This is a genomic window from Bacteroides galacturonicus, assembly GCF_003096855.1.
In the GTDB taxonomy this organism is placed as follows: domain Bacteria; phylum Bacillota; class Clostridia; order Lachnospirales; family Lachnospiraceae; genus Lachnospira; species Lachnospira rogosae.
Map to the genome: position 1 here is coordinate 1 of NZ_QEOA01000007.1, position 17,287 is coordinate 17,287.

The 17,287-nt window shown below is 37.1% G+C and carries 16 protein-coding genes, 1 tRNA gene and 1 riboswitch; all 17 genes read right to left on the reverse strand.

Going from position 1 to position 17,287, the window contains the following annotated elements; all coding sequences use genetic code 11:
* Positions 1 to 441: 441 nt before the first annotated feature.
* A tRNA-Ser gene (locus tag C7390_RS10445) sits at positions 442 to 527 on the reverse strand.
* 412 nt (positions 528 to 939) lie between these two features.
* A complete protein-coding gene (gene ispD, locus C7390_RS10450) occupies positions 940 to 1,677 on the reverse strand; it encodes a 2-C-methyl-D-erythritol 4-phosphate cytidylyltransferase (protein ID WP_116444175.1) in 738 nt (245 codons plus the stop codon).
* The gene (tsaD, locus tag C7390_RS10455; protein ID WP_055177302.1) at positions 1,674 to 2,705 is read right to left on the reverse strand and encodes a tRNA (adenosine(37)-N6)-threonylcarbamoyltransferase complex transferase subunit TsaD; all 1,032 of its coding nucleotides are present in this window, start codon (positions 2,703 to 2,705) and stop codon (positions 1,674 to 1,676) included. The genes ispD and tsaD overlap by 4 nt, the downstream gene beginning before the upstream one ends.
* A gap of 182 nt (positions 2,706 to 2,887) precedes the next feature.
* A complete protein-coding gene (locus C7390_RS10460) occupies positions 2,888 to 3,472 on the reverse strand; it encodes a DUF6715 family protein (RefSeq protein WP_022503035.1) in 585 nt (194 codons plus the stop codon).
* 3 nt (positions 3,473 to 3,475) lie between these two features.
* Complete coding sequence (locus C7390_RS10465; RefSeq protein ID WP_055177292.1) at positions 3,476 to 4,390, reverse strand: ribonuclease Z; 915 nt, start codon at positions 4,388 to 4,390, stop codon at positions 3,476 to 3,478.
* Positions 4,391 to 4,418: 28 nt separating this feature from the next.
* Positions 4,419 to 4,856, reverse strand: coding sequence for a ribosomal protein S18-alanine N-acetyltransferase (gene rimI, locus C7390_RS10470; RefSeq protein ID WP_022503037.1), 438 nt, complete (start codon positions 4,854 to 4,856; stop codon positions 4,419 to 4,421).
* Between the two features lie 2 nt (positions 4,857 to 4,858).
* Positions 4,859 to 5,560 carry a tRNA (adenosine(37)-N6)-threonylcarbamoyltransferase complex dimerization subunit type 1 TsaB gene (gene tsaB, locus C7390_RS10475; RefSeq protein WP_022503038.1) on the reverse strand — a complete coding sequence of 234 codons (702 nt, stop codon included), beginning with the start codon at positions 5,558 to 5,560 and terminating at the stop codon, positions 4,859 to 4,861.
* A 1-nt stretch (position 5,561) separates the two neighbouring features.
* Entirely contained in the window at positions 5,562 to 5,999 is a 438-nt protein-coding gene (tsaE, locus tag C7390_RS10480; RefSeq protein ID WP_022503039.1) for a tRNA (adenosine(37)-N6)-threonylcarbamoyltransferase complex ATPase subunit type 1 TsaE, read from the reverse strand.
* Positions 6,000 to 6,011: 12 nt separating this feature from the next.
* Positions 6,012 to 6,584, reverse strand: a complete 573-nt coding sequence (locus C7390_RS10485) for a YcxB family protein (protein WP_116444176.1) — start codon at positions 6,582 to 6,584, stop codon at positions 6,012 to 6,014.
* A gap of 106 nt (positions 6,585 to 6,690) precedes the next feature.
* A complete protein-coding gene (locus C7390_RS10490) occupies positions 6,691 to 9,009 on the reverse strand; it encodes a Tex family protein (protein WP_116444177.1) in 2,319 nt (772 codons plus the stop codon).
* A 269-nt stretch (positions 9,010 to 9,278) separates the two neighbouring features.
* Complete coding sequence (locus C7390_RS10495; protein WP_022503042.1) at positions 9,279 to 9,752, reverse strand: hypothetical protein; 474 nt, start codon at positions 9,750 to 9,752, stop codon at positions 9,279 to 9,281.
* 31 nt (positions 9,753 to 9,783) lie between these two features.
* Positions 9,784 to 11,103, reverse strand: coding sequence for an aspartate kinase (locus tag C7390_RS10500; protein WP_055177283.1), 1,320 nt, complete (start codon positions 11,101 to 11,103; stop codon positions 9,784 to 9,786).
* A 157-nt stretch (positions 11,104 to 11,260) separates the two neighbouring features.
* Positions 11,261 to 12,484 (reverse strand): homoserine dehydrogenase, encoded by a 1,224-nt coding sequence (locus C7390_RS10505; protein ID WP_055177280.1) that lies wholly within the window; start codon positions 12,482 to 12,484, stop codon positions 11,261 to 11,263.
* 88 nt (positions 12,485 to 12,572) lie between these two features.
* Positions 12,573 to 13,022 (reverse strand): ACT domain-containing protein, encoded by a 450-nt coding sequence (locus tag C7390_RS10510; RefSeq protein ID WP_055177278.1) that lies wholly within the window; start codon positions 13,020 to 13,022, stop codon positions 12,573 to 12,575.
* A 531-nt stretch (positions 13,023 to 13,553) separates the two neighbouring features.
* Positions 13,554 to 13,647: riboswitch (cyclic di-GMP riboswitch) on the reverse strand.
* A gap of 59 nt (positions 13,648 to 13,706) precedes the next feature.
* A complete protein-coding gene (malQ, locus tag C7390_RS10515; protein ID WP_116444178.1) occupies positions 13,707 to 15,326 on the reverse strand; it encodes a 4-alpha-glucanotransferase in 1,620 nt (539 codons plus the stop codon).
* A gap of 42 nt (positions 15,327 to 15,368) precedes the next feature.
* Positions 15,369 to 15,845, reverse strand: a complete 477-nt coding sequence (locus tag C7390_RS10520; protein ID WP_022503047.1) for a chemotaxis protein CheW — start codon at positions 15,843 to 15,845, stop codon at positions 15,369 to 15,371.
* A gap of 57 nt (positions 15,846 to 15,902) precedes the next feature.
* Positions 15,903 to 17,027: a peptide chain release factor 2 gene (gene prfB, locus C7390_RS10525; protein ID WP_022503048.1), complete on the reverse strand. Its 1,125-nt coding sequence runs from the start codon at positions 17,025 to 17,027 to the stop codon at positions 15,903 to 15,905.
* Positions 17,028 to 17,287: the final 260 nt, after the last annotated feature.

Here is a 17,287-nt window from a genome sequence, read left to right on the forward strand (position 1 = left end):
TCTTAAACTAACTAGCTTTAATAGTTTCCTTATACTGTGTTTAAGGATTCATTCAATTGCTTGAATGATGTTCACAAAAGATGTATACTTAATTCCAATGAATTATTGTACTCATCTCGAAATTCTAAAAAGAATTTTCAAGGTTGTCTTTCTGTTCAGTTATCAAAGTTCATTATCAAGAAGCGTTTGCTTCTCATCTGTTAGCAACCAGCGTTTCTCGCTGACAGCTATAATAGAATAACATTTTGTTTGATGTTTGTCAACAAGTTTTTTAAACTTTTTAACTTTAGTTTCTATATTGTTGGTATTGTACTAATGTGTACTCACATTGTATCAGATGCCTTCAATATATAATCAATTATGTTATCCGTTCCATCACTAGCAGTTACCTGCAAGCTTTGGCATAAAAAAACCATCTAAGTTATGATAGATGGTTTTCAGCGGAGAGGATGGGATTCGAACCCATGCGCCCGTGAAGACAAACGGTTTTCAAGACCGCCCCGTTATGACCACTTCGGTACCTCTCCATATTCCACATATTCATCTGTGTTTTGTTCGTCTCGCTGACGACTTAGTTATATTATCATTCGTATTATGTTTTGTCAACACATTTTTCAAACTTTTTTAAACTTTTTTATGTTTTTCATCTTCAATACCATTTTACAAGCTTCAAAAGTGGCTATTTCACTGGGTTTCAGACCAATATTTCCATTTCAGCTTTCCAATCTGTTTTCAGAGATACCAATGCAAAAAGACTGATAAAAATAATATAAATCTATATATCTGCTAAACACCTTAAGACAAATCCTGAAGGCAGGCTGGTGAAACAATATAAATCTATATATTATAATTAATATATAACACATAATAATCAATACATAATACTATACCACTACATATTACCATATCACTACATATTGTCTGGCACAGGTAATTTGCCTATGCCTTTAAAAATATCCTTGCTATGTCCATATCTTCTGGCGTTGTTACTTTTATATTCTTATAGTCTGCCATTGTCATTTTCACAGTCCTATCCATATAGTGCTCCACAACCATAGCATCATCTGTTATGTTGCCTGCTGTCGTATCATTATACAGCCTTTCGTATGCTTCTTTTATAAGACCAGCTTCAAACACCTGTGGTGTCTGTATCTGCCACAGTGTGCTCCTATCTGGTGTATTAACAGACATTCCAGCTTTATCAGCCACCTTTATTGTATCTTTTACCGGTACTGCTGCCACACACGCTTTATATTCCATTACATCCTGCATACAATTATATATTATCTGTGCAGTTACGCAGGGTCTTGCCCCATCGTGGATAAATATATAGTCCTCGCCTGATAACCATTCTTCATCCCTTGATAACTGCCCAGCCCCACTGCTCATCAGTGTTTGTATAAGCTCAAGTCCTGAATGTACAGAGTCGTAGCGTTCTTTGCCGCCCAAGGCTATACCTGCTATCTTTTTATAGCCATTTTCTTTAACAAGGGCTTTCATATAACCAGTATAGTCTTGGGATGTGACAATTATTATAGCATCTATAAACGGACTTTTCTCAAATACATCAAGGCTGTAGCTTATCAAAGGCTTTCCACCAACCACAAGGAACTGCTTTGGTATCTCACTATTCATCCTGGTCCCCTTACCACCGGCAAGAACTATAGCGTAATTCATATTCGTTCTCCTAATTTAAGGTTAGGTACTGCATTAAGGTCATATCCATGTCTTGTACCTGCCATATACTCATAATAAGCTGCGCAGCCAATCATAGCTGCGTTATCCGTACATAATATTGGTGATGGTGAATAGAACCTGATATTGTTCTTATCACACTCTTCTGATAATGCTTTTCTAAGTGCAGAATTAGATGCAACTCCTCCTGCTACTGCAAGCTGGTTCATTCCTGTTTCTTTAGCAAGACTGATTGCTCTTGTTACAAGTGCTTCTACAACAGCTTTCTGGAATGAAGCCGCCACATCTGCCCTGTTAATTGTCTCACCTTTCATCTCCGCTGAATTAATGTAATTTAACACTGACGATTTAATTCCACTGAACGAAAAATCATATGGTGCATCATCAACATGTGCTCTTGGGAATACTATAGCATCAGGATTGCCCTCTTTAGCTATTTTATCAATCTTTGGTCCGCCAGGATAGCCAAGCCCTATTGCTCTTGCAACCTTGTCAAATGCTTCTCCTGCCGCATCATCTCTTGTTCTTCCTATTATCTCGTATCTGCCATAATCAACAACCTTTACAAGATGTGTATGTCCGCCTGATACTACAAGTGCAACAAATGGTGGTTTAAGCTCTTTATTCTCTATATAATTAGCCGCAATATGTCCTTCTATATGATGAACTCCTACCAATGGCTTGTCTGTTGCAAATGCTATAGCTTTAGCTTCTGCCACACCTACAAGTAAAGCACCAACAAGCCCTGGTCCATATGTTACTCCTATAGCTGTTATGTCATCTAATGTAACATCTGCTTCTTTAAGAGCTTCTCGTATTACCGGATTAATATTCTCTATATGCTTTCTTGATGCTATTTCAGGCACAACTCCACCATATTCAGTATGAATTGCTATCTGAGTATTTATTACATTTGATAATACTGTTCTTCCGTTCTTTACTACTGCAGCTGCAGTTTCATCACAAGAACTCTCTATTGCCAGTATCAGTACATCTTTCTCATTTTTCATTGAATTACCTCTCATCTGCCCAAAAATACCTTCTATATATTGATTAATCAATAATTGAATCGTCCAAAATTCTGCTTATAACCATTAAAATTGAACTTAAATATATTAAAATCATACTCAATCCATTAAGATTATACCTAATTTATTAATTTCAAGCTTAATCCATTAAAACCTGACTCAAATCAGCTTAAATCCACTGAGTCCACTAATTCCCAGTAAAGTATCTTCCATTTACCTGAGTTATCTCTTCTAAGCGTGAATTTAGTGCCTGATGTTCTTAGCTGTGTGCCTTCACGAATATAGTATACAAGCTCTATAGAAGCATACTCTCTGTTGTTAAATTTGGTATATCTGGTATTATTAGCCGTCTGTATATTAAAACTGCTTATTTTGGCATTATTATTTCTGTAAATGCTTATATCTTCTTTTAAAGCACTTAAAAATTCATCTTCTGTCTGGGTATTCTTTAATTCGTCATCAAATAATATGCGTGCCTGTCTGCCAAGCTTTTCTATATTCTCTTCTGACACATCAGACTCATAATAAGCTTTTGTTATTCTTGCATACAATTTTACAACATCTCTTACTGACTCTGGATAGTTATCTTCAATATTTCTGGATACAAGATATGACAACTCACTATTACTATCTGCAACAGACTCTGTTGCATCCTTATCTGCTGGTTTATTGGCAAGATAATAATAGTACGCAACACCCATAACCGCTAATACAATAATCGCAATTATCCATCTTAAATGTTTTTTCATAGGCTACTCCTCATCTTCAAACGTAAGTGTCACGCTCTGTCCATCTTTAGCCGCACATACATTTGAATATACAGACTTGATATTCTTTACATAATCTGACGGACGGACAAGCGATGGACTATAGTGTGTAAGCCACATTTCCTTAACTTCTGCTTTCCTTGCTATATCTGCCGCCTCATAAAATGTCATATGCTTATATTCCCTAGCCTTTGCCTCTTTATCTTTTTCTCCATACATACCTTCACATATGAATAAATCTGAACCTGCTGCATTATCCACTATTGACTGCACAGGTCTTGTATCAGTACAGTAAGTAAGCTTAATACCCTTTCTTGGTGCTCCCATAACCATATCCGGAGTATATGTAACTCCTTCCATAGTAACTTCTTCACCATGCTGTAACTTATTCCAGACCCTGCACGGAATACCCAGCTCTTTCGCCTTATCAGCATTGAATTTGCCTATTCTCGGAATATTAATTGAGTATCCATAACAGGTAACTGCGTGGTTTACACGGAATGCATCAATCTCATAGCCCTTGACTGATAAATGTTCCTGCTGCCCTGTCAGTTCTATCGTCTTTATTTCAAATGGAAGCTCCGGTGCAATAACTCTCAATGCTGACACTACTCTGTTAAGTCCCTTAGGACCTACAAGCGTCAATGGCTCTTTCCTGTCAGAATTGCCTATTGTAAGCAGCAGACCCGGAAGTCCGCTTATATGGTCAGCGTGGTAATGTGTAAAGCATATAACATCTATCGGATTATAGCTCCATCCTTTTTCTTTGATAGCTATCTGTGTTCCCTCACCACAGTCTATTAAAAGACTGCTGCCGTTATAGCGTGTCATTAAAGATGTAAGCCATCTTCCAGGCAAAGGAAGCATTCCGCTTGTTCCTAATAAACATACATCTAACATATCGTCTCCTTCCATCTTGTTAATAATATTATGATTTGGACATAACTATTGCATCTTCAACCGGCTTTTCATAAAATCTCTTTCTTACACCAATTGGAGAATAACCTAATTTCTCATAAAGCCTCTTGGCTGCTTCATTGCTCTGTCTTACTTCAAGAAAGAATATAGTCACATCTTTTAATCTTGCCCGTCTTTCAAGCTCCTTAAGAAGTGCTTCTGCAACACCACTTCTTCTATATGAAGGAGAAACCGCAATATTGGTTATGTTGCCCTCTCCTAACACAGTCCACATACCACAGTAACCTGCTATCTCTCCTGTACACTCACATACAAGATATACATTTTCTGGTGTATTAGCTGCATCTGCAAAGGATTTAGCCGACCACGGAAGGGAAAATATACTTTTTTCTATCTGTTCAACTGTTGAAATATCTCTGTCTTCCATTGGTCTTATATGATATTCCATAATTATGCCCTCTTCCCACTATGTTCTCTTTCAGCCTGTGATGGACGAAGATAATCTGGCTTTAACATATCTGATCCGATTGTCTTTCCCTCATTAGCCATATCAATAGCTGCAAGGGCAACCGATGAAGCCCTCTGTGTCCTTAAACCGGCTGGGCTGAATGTGTAATTGCAGGTAAGATTATCCTTAAAATAGTCCTTAGCTGCCGCTATTCCATCTCCAACGAACACAACCTTTTCCTTTACTTCATTAAGGATTCCTGCAAGCTCTCCATATGATATAAGGCACTGTTCGTGGACAGTTATAAGCTTTCCATTCTCAAAACGGTAAAGACCACTATACAGATGTGCCCTTCTTGCATCCATAACAGGACATATAATCCTGTCATCACCATAAAAGTTGTATGCCATAGCTTCAAGCGTAGGAACTGCCACCATTGGTTTATCAAGTGCAAGTGCAAGACCCTTCCCTGTCGCCGCACCAATTCTTAAACCCGTAAATGAACCCGGACCATTGGATACTGCAATTATATCGCAGTCCGCCGCATTATTTTCTGTCATACGGCATATTTCATCTATCATAGGAAGCAATGTCTGGGAATGTGTCTTTTTATAATTAATTGTATATTCTGCTATAAGCGTATCTTCCGTCATAATTGCAACAGAAGCTGTTACAGCAGAACTTTCAATTGCCAAAACCTTCATACTAATCCTCCATTTCTTTAGTGGCTACTTCTACCTTTCTGTAATCAAAACCTTTTGATAAATCTTTACTTATTGAGATATATGTTGTATTGTCCGGAAACAGCTCATCTATAAGCTTTCCCCATTCAACAAGGCACACTCCGTCTGAGTAAAAGTATTCTTCATATCCTATTTCGTCCATTTCTGACACATCACTTATTCTGTATACATCAAAATGGTATAATGGAATACGTCCTTGTGTATATTCCTGTACTATTGTGAAAGTCGGACTATTAATAGGTTCTTCTATTCCAAGGCCCTTGGCAAAGCCTTGTGTAAATACTGTCTTACCAACTCCAAGCTCGCCGTCAAGGCAATATATATCTCCTGCCTTTGCCTCACAGCCAAGCTTATAGCCAAGTTCATATGTCTGCTTTGAATCAAATGTCTCTATTATCATATTTAATTCCTTTTATGCTGCTTTATTCATTTTCTTAACATCAACTTTTATCTGGAATGGCTTCAGATGCTGCTGTGCCATTCTTATAAACTCATCTGCCCTGCCGTTAAAATCCCTTACAGGAATAATATTGGCATTGACTGTTGTCATATAAACATCGATATTAGCACCATCAAATTTAATCTTGTAAATCTTGTCCCAGCCAAGTGTTTCTGTTACATCATTAAGACTCACAGTTATGCCTTTATTATCTATTCTATAATGCACCTGCTCCTTAAATGTAACAACCTTTTCCATCTGTCTTTTAGCCCTGTGCTTCATATCAACCGATGGGAACACAAGAAAGAATACACCAAACACACCTACCATAAGTGAATATGAAGCGTTAACCCTGCCTATTGATATAACACAGAGAACTATCATTATCAGGGCCAGCATTATCTCTGCCATACCTGATATTGTGTGATACTTATGATAAAACTTAAATCTAAGTAAATCCTTTTCTGTGACCTTGCTGTCAAATTCTATTACATTATTGTCTGCATTATTATCTTTTGCATTATCATTCATAATATTATCAGCCATACACCTTCTCCTTAACAAAACGCATTCCAATCATCTTAAATTTCAACCTGCCTATAAGCCTGTTTACGGCTTTCTGTATACTTTCTTTGCTGTCAGTGCAGGATAATTAGTGCATAAACTTCTCAAGGCCTCTTAAATTAAGCCCTTGCTGTTTAGATGACTTTCTGCCAGCATTATTTTTATTATTCCTGCTGCCATTATTCTTATTATTCTTCCTGTCGCCATTCTTGTCTGAATTGTTCTTATAGCTTCTATTAGCAGCTTCCTTTTCATCTAAAATCATAGATAATGATATTCTGCCCTTGTTAGTATCAACATCTATAACCCTGACATCTACAATATCTCCAACGCTCACAATATCAAGAGGGTGTTCAACTCTTCTTTCTGCGCTCATCTGTGAAATATGTACAAGTCCGTCCTGATGTACTCCGATATCGACAAATGCACCGAAATCTATAACATTTCTTACTGTACCTTTAAGTATCATACCCGGTGTAAGATCTTTCATATCAAGAACATCTTTTCTAAGTATTGGCTTTGGCATTTCATCTCTTGGATCTCTTCCCGGCTTTTCAAGCTCTTTAACGATATCCTCTAATGTCATAGTTCCTATTCCAAGTTCATCTGCAAGCTTACTCATATCTTCAATTCTTGATTTAAGACCGATAAGTTCTCCTGAGCTTATCTGGTTAATATCATAGCCCATAACCTTTAAAAGCTTAGCAGCAGCTTCATAGCTTTCTGGGTGAACGCTTGTTGCATCAAGAGGATTATCACCGCCTGTTATTCTCATAAATCCTGCACACTGTTCAAATGCCTTAGGTCCTAACTTGGCAACCTTTAAAAGTTGCTTTCTGTTAGTGAATCTTCCGTTAGTTTCCCTGTAATCAATTATGTTCTTGGCAACTGACTTAGATATTCCAGAAATGTATTCAAGAAGTGAAGCTGAAGCTGTATTAAGATCTACACCAACCTTATTAACGCTGTCTTCAACTACTCCGCCAAGCGTCTCACTTAACTTCTTCTGGTTCATATCGTGCTGATACTGTCCTACACCTATTGATTTAGGATCAATTTTAACAAGCTCTGCAAGTGGATCCTGCACTCTTCTTGCTATTGATACGGCACTTCTTTGGTTCACATCAAAGTCAGGGAATTCTTCTGTAGCAAGCTTACTTGCCGAATATACAGATGCTCCTGCCTCATTAGTTATAACATAATCTACGCCTGCAAGATTATATTCCTTTATCATATCTGAGATTATCTGTTCTGACTCTCTTGAAGCAGTACCATTTCCACAAGATATAAGTGTAACACCATATTTCTTAATAAGGTCTGCTACTATTTTCTTAGTCTCCTCAACCTTGTTAAATGGCTCTGTTGGATATACAACCTTAGTTGCAAGCACCTTTCCTGTGGCATCAACTATAGCAAGTTTACAGCCATTTCTAAAGCCCGGATCCCAGCCTAACACAACCCTGCCTGCTATTGGTGGCTGCAATAAAAGCTGCTCTAAGTTCTTTCCGAACACCTTGATAGCCCCGTCCTGTGCATTATCTGTCAATGTGCTTCTTATCTCTCTTTCTATTGCTGGTGCAATAAGTCTGTCGTAAGAGTCTTCTATACATGCTGTAAGATATGGTGTTGTAAATTCATTATCTGCTGTTATCTCCTGCTTGGCAAGATATCTTAATATTCTGTCCTTAGGTGCTTCGACCTTTACTGTTAAGAACTTCTCGCTCTCTCCTCTGTTGATAGCAAGTATTCTGTGTCCTGGAATAGAGGCTATAGCTTCATTGTAATCATAGTAATTCTCATATACCGAGTCTGCATTTTCGTCCTTGGCAGTTACTACAAGCTTGCCCTCTTTAAATGTTATATCTCTTATATATGTCCTGTAATCAGCGACATCTGATATCTGCTCTGCAATTATATCAAGTGCTCCTGCAACAGCTTCATCTGCCGAATTTACTTCCTTACCTTCTTCATCAGATATATACTTAGCAGCTTCTGTTAATATATCTTTAACAGCATTCTGTTCTTTAATATAAGCTGCTAATGGCTCAAGACTTTTTTCCTTGGCAATAGTTGCTCTTGTTCTTCTCTTCTGCTTATATGGTCTATATAAATCCTCGACTAAAACCATAGTTTCAGCCTTTATAATCTGTTCCTTTAACTCCTCCGTGAGCTTTCCTTGCTCCTCTATACTTGCTATAACCTGTGTCTTTCTATCCTCAAGATTACGAAGATATTTAAGTCTGTCATCAAGAGCACGGAGCTGTTCATCGTTCAATGCACCCGTAACTTCCTTTCGGTATCTTGCAATAAATGGTATTGTGCAGCCCTCATCAATAAGCTTGACTGCTGCATCTACCTGTGATGTCTTAACTTCAAGTTCTTCCGCAATTTTCTTAATAATATCCATTATTAAACTCCATTCAACTATATATTTATAATAATTATCTAACGATTAATTATACCAATTGAGCAATCTATTATCAAGCCACATTAAATTGTAAGCCTTAAATGAAAAAGCACCATATAAGCAATATCTTATTATACCATGTATACAGTATGATTTAAGATACAGCTTATATGGTGCTGTTTTATGCCGTTTGAGGCATTTTTTATTGTGAATATATTATCCCTTAATAAATATTTATCATTCCACCAATATTGGTTGTGAGCCTGTATTTACTTTATGTTCTTTTTTAACTGCTCAAGCTCATCATCAATATTCTTTACGCTTGATGAAACATCATCAGCTTTCTTATTTCCGCCTTTTCTGCCTTTGTCATCTGAGAAATTGCCAGCAAAAAGCACTTTTCCAACAAGTCCGGCACCGCCGAATATAAGAACAAGTATAAGTATCCAGTCATAGAGTGTCATTGCACTTAAATGTATATTAGTTGTCATAACAACTGATGCAATTATTATAATCGCCGCTAATACTGTAAATACCTTTGAGGCGAAATTCGCACCGCTGACAAACATCCATACTATGCCTATTATCAATGGCACAACTATTAAACCGGAAGAAAATCTTCCTCCACCGAATGAGAAAAAGCCTGAAAATACAATTACCTTCTGAGAGAATATATACAAGCCTACAACAAGCATTATTATGCCTGCAACAAACTGCATTAATTCATTCTTTGCTTCCTTCATATGTAAAACCCCCTTATATTATGTTTTTTTATTATTTGTTATTAGGAACAAATACATCATAAATAGTCTTAATAGCATCTTCAAAGTATCTGTTTCTTACACCAATAATAATATTAAGTTCACTAGAGCCCTGATCAATCATCTTAATGTTAATCTTTGCCTTTGCAAGAGCCGAGAATATATTAGCTGCAAGACCTGAGTTATTTCTCATACCACGTCCAACAACAGCAATAAGCGAAAGATCTGATTCAAGTTCAATGCTATCTGGATTAACTGCTCTGTGTAGCTGTGCAAGAACCTTCTGTTCCTTCTCAACAAATTCATCCTGATGTACAAATACAGTCATTGTATCAATTCCTGATGGCATATGCTCAAATGATATTCCATTGTCCTCGAACACCTGAAGCACCTTACGTCCAAATCCTATCTCCGAGTTCATCATATCCTTATCAATTGTGATTGATACAAAACCTTTCTTACCTGCAATACCTGTAATTATGCAGTCTGGCTTGTTACAAGTTGTCTCAACAATCATTGTACCCTTATCCTGTGGTGCATTAGTATTACGGATATTGATTGGAATTCCTTCCTTTCTTACCGGGAATATTGCTGATTCGTGAAGAACTGTAGCACCCATATAAGAAAGTTCTCTTAATTCCTTGTATGTAATAACTTCAATTGATCTTGGATTGTCCACTATTCTTGGGTCTGCTGCAAGAAATCCTGATACATCTGTCCAGTTCTCGTATACATCAGCCTTTATTGCCCTTGCAACAATAGAACCTGTAACATCTGAACCACCTCTTGAGAATGTCTTAACTTCTCCGTTAGGCATAGCACCATAGAAGCCTGGAATTACAGCTTTCTCAACATTAGCTAATCTGTCAGCCATAACTTTGTTAGTCTTCTCACCATCAAATTCTCCTTCTGGGTCAAAGCAGATAACACTTGCTGCATCTATAAACTCATAACCAAGATAATTAGCCATTATTATACCATTGAGGTATTCACCCCTTGAAGCCGCATAGTCCTTGCCCGCCTTACTTTCAAAGTTCTTCTTGATAGTTTCAAACTGTTCCTTTAATGAAAGTTTTAAGCCAAGTCCTTTAATAATCTCATTGTATCTTTCTTCAATAGCCTTTAACTGCTTGTCAAAATTCTTTCCAGCTTCTGCCTCTGCATAACACTTATAGAGCATATCTGTTACTTTGGTGTCCTCTGAAAATCTCTTTCCTGGTGCAGATGGAACTACATATCTTCTGCTTTCCTCAGCTCTTATTATGTTACCAACCTTCTTAAACTGATCTGCACTTGCAAGTGAACTTCCACCGAATTTAACTACTTTAACCATTACTAATTCTCCCTTATAATTATATCTTAATTGTTTAGTATTTATACTCTAAATATCTCGGCATTCTTATATATTCAGCACTCTCATACTTTTAGCACTCTTATATATTCAGCACTTTCATATATCTATCATCTGACTATATTAACACCCATTGATATCACTGAAGCTTTGTATCGTCTATTCTTATTCTTGAAATCATATCTACATTAGCTGCTGCTTTATCAAATGCTTCTTCTGTCATCTTGTCGGTTATAAAGCCGAATTCATTATCAAGACCATCAACTGTGATAATCTCTACATCACCGAACTGTTCTTTAACCATAGCTGTATCAGAAGCATTACCTTTAACTCTTACAAAGAAGCTTCTGACTTCATCTCTGGTAGGTGCAAGTTCGAGCTTTTCATCATCCCAGATTACACAGACATTAGTTCCCTTATGTTTAACACAATCTATTATATCTCCAACTACAGCACTTGCTGTTGGAAGCTTTCCTGCACCAGCACCAAAGAACATAACATCGCCTACCATATTACCATTAACATATATTCCGTTAAGAACTCCATTTACATTGTAGAGCGGATGTGTTGTATCAATAAGGAATGGTGCTGTAATAGCATATACCTTTCCGTCTTTTCTGTAACTTGTTGCCAAAAGCTTTATAACGCTATTAAGTTTTCTGGCATATGCAAAATCTTCATTGGAAATCTTAGTAATTCCCTCTGTTGTTATCTCCTCAAAATTAACCGTCCTGCCATCTGCTAAAGAAGTAAGAATAGCTATCTTTCTACAGGCATCATATCCTTCAACGTCTGCCTCCGGATTTCTTTCAGCATAACCTAATGCCTGTGCTTCCTTTAACACTTCTTCATAAGAACTTCCATCATTACTCATCTTTGTAAGAATGTAATTAGTTGTTCCATTCATAATACCTGTAATCTTAGTTATCTCATCTGCTGTAAGTGCCTGATTAAGTGGTCTGATAATAGGAATTCCACCGCCTACTGATGCCTCGAACATAAAGTTAAGGCTGCGTTCCTTAGCCATAGCAAGAAGCTCTGCTCCGTGTGCCGCAACAAGCGCCTTGTTAGATGTACAGACACTCTTCCCAGCTTCAAGTGCTCTCTTAACAAATGTAAATGCCGGTTCAACACCACCCATAACTTCTACTACTACATCTATCTCATCATCATTAATAACAAGGTCTATATCGTGTACAATCTTTTCCTGAATTGGATCACCAGGGAAATCTCTTAAATCTAATACACTCTTTACCTCAATAGGCTGGCCTGCCTTTTTTGATATCGACTCTGCGTTCGCATCAAGTATCTCTACAACACCTGATCCAACAGTACCATAACCTAAAACTGCTATCTTCGCCATATTATCCTCCATTTAATCTTATTGTTCTTCATTATGCAGGTTCAAGAAACTAATATGTTCACTAATATATCAGTTCCCCACCAATATATTAAAGTGACGCATCACTGCTTAATATCTTTAAATATCTTACTCCGTTAAGCTGTTCAATCTCTTCTATCATCATAGAAGCATCACCTGTCGTTGGAAGTATCTCAACACTAAGCGTAAGAGAAGCAATGCCATTAACAGGAATCGTCTGGTGAATTGTAAGTATATTTGCCTTAAATTCTGCAACTTTCTTAAGCACAACTGATAAAAGCCCCGGTTCATCTTCCATTGATAATACAAATGTTATTGTCTTACCTTTAGAATTGTCCCTGAATGGAAATATATCATCTTTATACTTATAATAAGAGCTTCTGCTTATTCCCACTTTTTCTGTCGCATCTGCTATGGAGATATTCTGATTTTCTATAAGTCTGTTAGCTTCTGCTACCTTCAACAGTACCTCTGGAAGAGCTTTCTGCTTAACAACATAATACTTAATATTCTCTTTCATACTTCTCCTTATATATATAGTCCTGCTGCAGCAAATTGTTCATCTCAGAAAGACAATTGTGCTACGCACAAAGAATGGTATCATAAATTACACTTAATTGCAAGAGATTTTCTATTACAAAAAAGAATGTGCTTTGCACATTCCCGCGCCGAGCGTGGTCGCTTGCGCCAAATTGCATCTTCACGCGAGTGTGCATCACCAGCACATAGTGCCTTTATTGTAACAGGAAATTCTATAAGAATTTCCTGTTACAATAAAAATAACCCTCGCACAACGGGAGAGGAATGCGAGGGTTAGTATATAAAAATAATGCTTATGCATCATCTTTACCAGATATTAAACGCAAAACAAAAAGCACCCGTTACCGGATGCTTTAAATGTATACTTCATAATATATCAAACAGACCTTACTAACATCAGCCACGCTAATAATATTACAGGCAAATGTTAATTAAACCATTATAATAACTCAATGAATAAACAGTGCAACCGGCTGTCTTTCCTTAACATAAGCAATATTAATATTCCTGCTGGTGTTACCAGGCTGCCATATAAATACTGCTATAAAGGTGAGGACCCTTTGGCTTTGCGTCACAGCTTTTCAACTGCTTTGCTAAAATATTAACTTATGAAGTAGACTATATACATTTTACTTTTAATTGTAAATAGTACCTTAGTACCACATCATTTTCTTTCTCTGTCGAATACACTTGCCAGATATCTCATTGCATTAAGATGATCCCAGTTAAGCTGCCCTTTCTGCATACGCCATTTCCAGTTATTACCAAAGCTTGATGGGAAGTTCATTCTTGCTGAATTATCAAGCTTTAATATATCTTGAACAGCAAATATTGTAAGCACAGCAACACTTGAATATGCAGCTCTGAACACCATATCTACCATTCTGTACTTATCCCTTGTATCAAGATAATCAAATGCATAACCTAACTCGCCATCATTTCTGTCATTAAAAAATCCAAGAAGTGTTTCATTGTCGTGTGTTCCACCGTAGCATACACAATTATTAGTGTAATTATATGGAAGATGTGGATTCTTTCTGTCGCCACCAAATGCGAATTCAAGCACCTTCATTCCCGGATAATTATTATCCTTTAATATCTGGTCAACCTCCGGCATACATACTCCAAGATCCTCTGCTATTATCTTCTTATCGCCGATTGATTCATTAATAGCATCAAGAAGCTTCTGCCCTGGTCCCTGCTCATATGAGCCCTGTCTTGCATCAGGCATTTCATATGGAATAGTATAATATTTAATAATACCAAGAAAATGGTCTATTCTTATAATATCATACAGGCGTGCAGAATTAGCCATTCTCATTCTCCACCATCCAAAATCACTGTTCTCCATCTTAGCCCAGTCATATAATGGATTGCCCCACTTCTGACCCATATCTGAAAATGCATCTGGTGGAACTCCTGCTACCTTTACCGGTGTGAGATTCTCATCAAGTTGGAATTCTGCCTGATTGGCCCATACATCAACACTGTCGTAGCCCATATATATAGGTATATCACCAATTATCTCAATTCCGTTAGAATTAGCATATGCCTTTAACTTACCCCACTGTGTATAGAACTCATACTGGATAAAATTCCAAAATCCTATATCATCAGAAAGTTCGTCCTCATATCTTTGCATAGCCTCTGGTTCTCTGAACTTAATATCCCTGTCCCATTCTCCCCATGCTTTCTGGTTAAAATACTCTTTCAAAGACATAAACATTGCGTAATCCTTAAGCCAATATGCATTATCCTTAACAAAATTATCAAAACGCTTGTAAAGTGGAAGTCCCTTATCAAGGGTAAGCTTTGCTGAAACACATTTTCCCTTAAAACGCTCATATGCTTTTCTAAGTACATTAAATCTTTCATTATACATTTTCTCATAACTTACATATCGGTCATCACCAAGATAGCCGTCATGGTTGACTGGATATCGGTTATTGACCGCATCATCTTCTGACACCTCAACCGGTATTATTCCATCTCCCCAGTCAACTGCTATAACCTCTGATTTAAGAAGAAGTCCTTCTTCTATCAGCATATCCAGATCGACAAAATAAGGATTACCCGCAAACGCCGAATATGGCTGATAAGGACTGTCACCGTATGTTGTTGGTCCTACCGGAAGTACCTGCCAGTATTTATGATTGCTGTCCCTTACAAAATCCACAAACTCATAGGCATCTTTTCCTAATGTTCCTATTCCATAAGGTGATGGAAGCGAACTGATTGCCATAAGAATACCTGCATTTCTTTTAAATACATTGCTATTACCCATATACACTCCTTCTCGCTATACACTTAATTAACAGTTACTGTATTAGTCGTTCCTGCTCATCTGTTCAGCAAATTCCCTAACGCCCTGTGCTTCATCCTCTGATAATATCTTGTTAATATCAAGAAGAATAACTAAATCACCATCTACACTTGCAACTCTGTCAAGGTATTCTGTTTCCTCATTCTTAGCAAGTCTTGGCATATCAACAATCTTCTCTGCGTTAAGTTCACCAATTTCAAGAACCTCATCAACCTCAAGTGCTATCTTCATATCCGGAAGATTAACGATAACTGTATTATTACCCTTAGATTCAGCGGTATCATCCATAGAGAACTTCTTCTTAAGACTCATTACTGGTATTACTTCTCCTCTAAGATTAACAATTCCACTTATGTACTTCATAGCATTAGGAACTGGAACAACATCTACCTGTCTTTCAATTGACTGAACGAGGTTAATATCCACTCCAAACTTCTGACCTCCAAGTGTAAATACTACCGGTCTGATATAATCTGCCATAATTACTCCTTTCTTAATGCCACTGCATTTTATAGTTATTATAAATTAATTATCTCATTATTCTTCATCAGCTTTCTTTCCTGTCGATATCCAGTTAAGATATGCGTTAATAAATGGATCTATATTGCCATCTAACACACTTGCTGCATTACCAATATCTTTATTAGTTCTATGATCTTTTACCATTGTGTATGGCTGTAATACATAACTTCTTATCTGATTGCCAAAATTAATATCTTTAACATCACCTCTTATATCTGATGACTTCTGTGCATTTTCTTCCTGCTTCATCATATAAAGCTTTGCCTTTAACATCTGCATTGCCTTATCTTTATTCTGGTGCTGTGATCTCTCATTCTGGCACTGTACAACTATTCCTGTTGGAAGATGTGTAATTCTGATTGCTGATGATGTCTTGTTGATATGCTGTCCACCCGCTCCACTTGAACGATATGTATCAATTCTTAAATCATCATCATTAATCTGTATATCAATATCCTCATCTATATCAGGCATTACATCACACGATACGAAAGATGTCTGTCTCTTTCCGGCCGCATTAAATGGAGATATTCTTACAAGCCTGTGAACCCCATGTTCTGACTTAAGATGTCCATATGCATTATCTCCTGAAATCTCTATAGTAACAGACTTTATTCCAGCCTCATCGCCTTCAAGATAATCAATTGTCTGCGTTGAATAGCCGTGCTTTTCTGCCCATCGCGTATACATTCTAAAAAGCATCTGACACCAGTCACAGCTCTCTGTTCCGCCTGCTCCGGCATGTAATGTAAGTATTGCATTACATTTATCATATTCTCCTGAAAGAAGTGTCTCTGTCCTTATTGAGTCCATTTTCTCCTCGAATACAGTTATCTCATCTTCTATCTCAGAAATTAATGAGTCGTCCTGCATTTCATCTGCCATCTCAATAAGTGTATTAATATCCTCAAGCCCTGACTTTAAGCTGTTATAACCTTCAAATGAGTCCTTTAAAGTCTTAAGCTCTTTCATAGCCTTATTGGATTTATCTGGATCGTCCCAAAATCCGGGTGCTTCCATATCTGCTTCCAGTTCTTCTATTCTTTTCTTCTTACTGTCAAGGTCGAGCGACTGTTTTATATTCTCAATCTGTGCATCATACCCTGAAATCCTATATTTAAACTGATCTAATTCTACCACTATATACCTCTTTTATTAACTTACTTATTCTCTTATTAACGCTCTTGTTCACAGGCTCATTGCTATCCGTATATAATTACAAATCACCATTCTATATTAAGGTCCTATATTAAAAAAGGAGCTGCACACTATGTTAAACATTCCAAGTATTATGATTAAGTGTCAAAGCCTTAACTCTTTTAATATATTAACATAATATATTAACACTTACATCATATTATAATACCACAAAATGTCATATTCGCATAGTGTGACAGCCC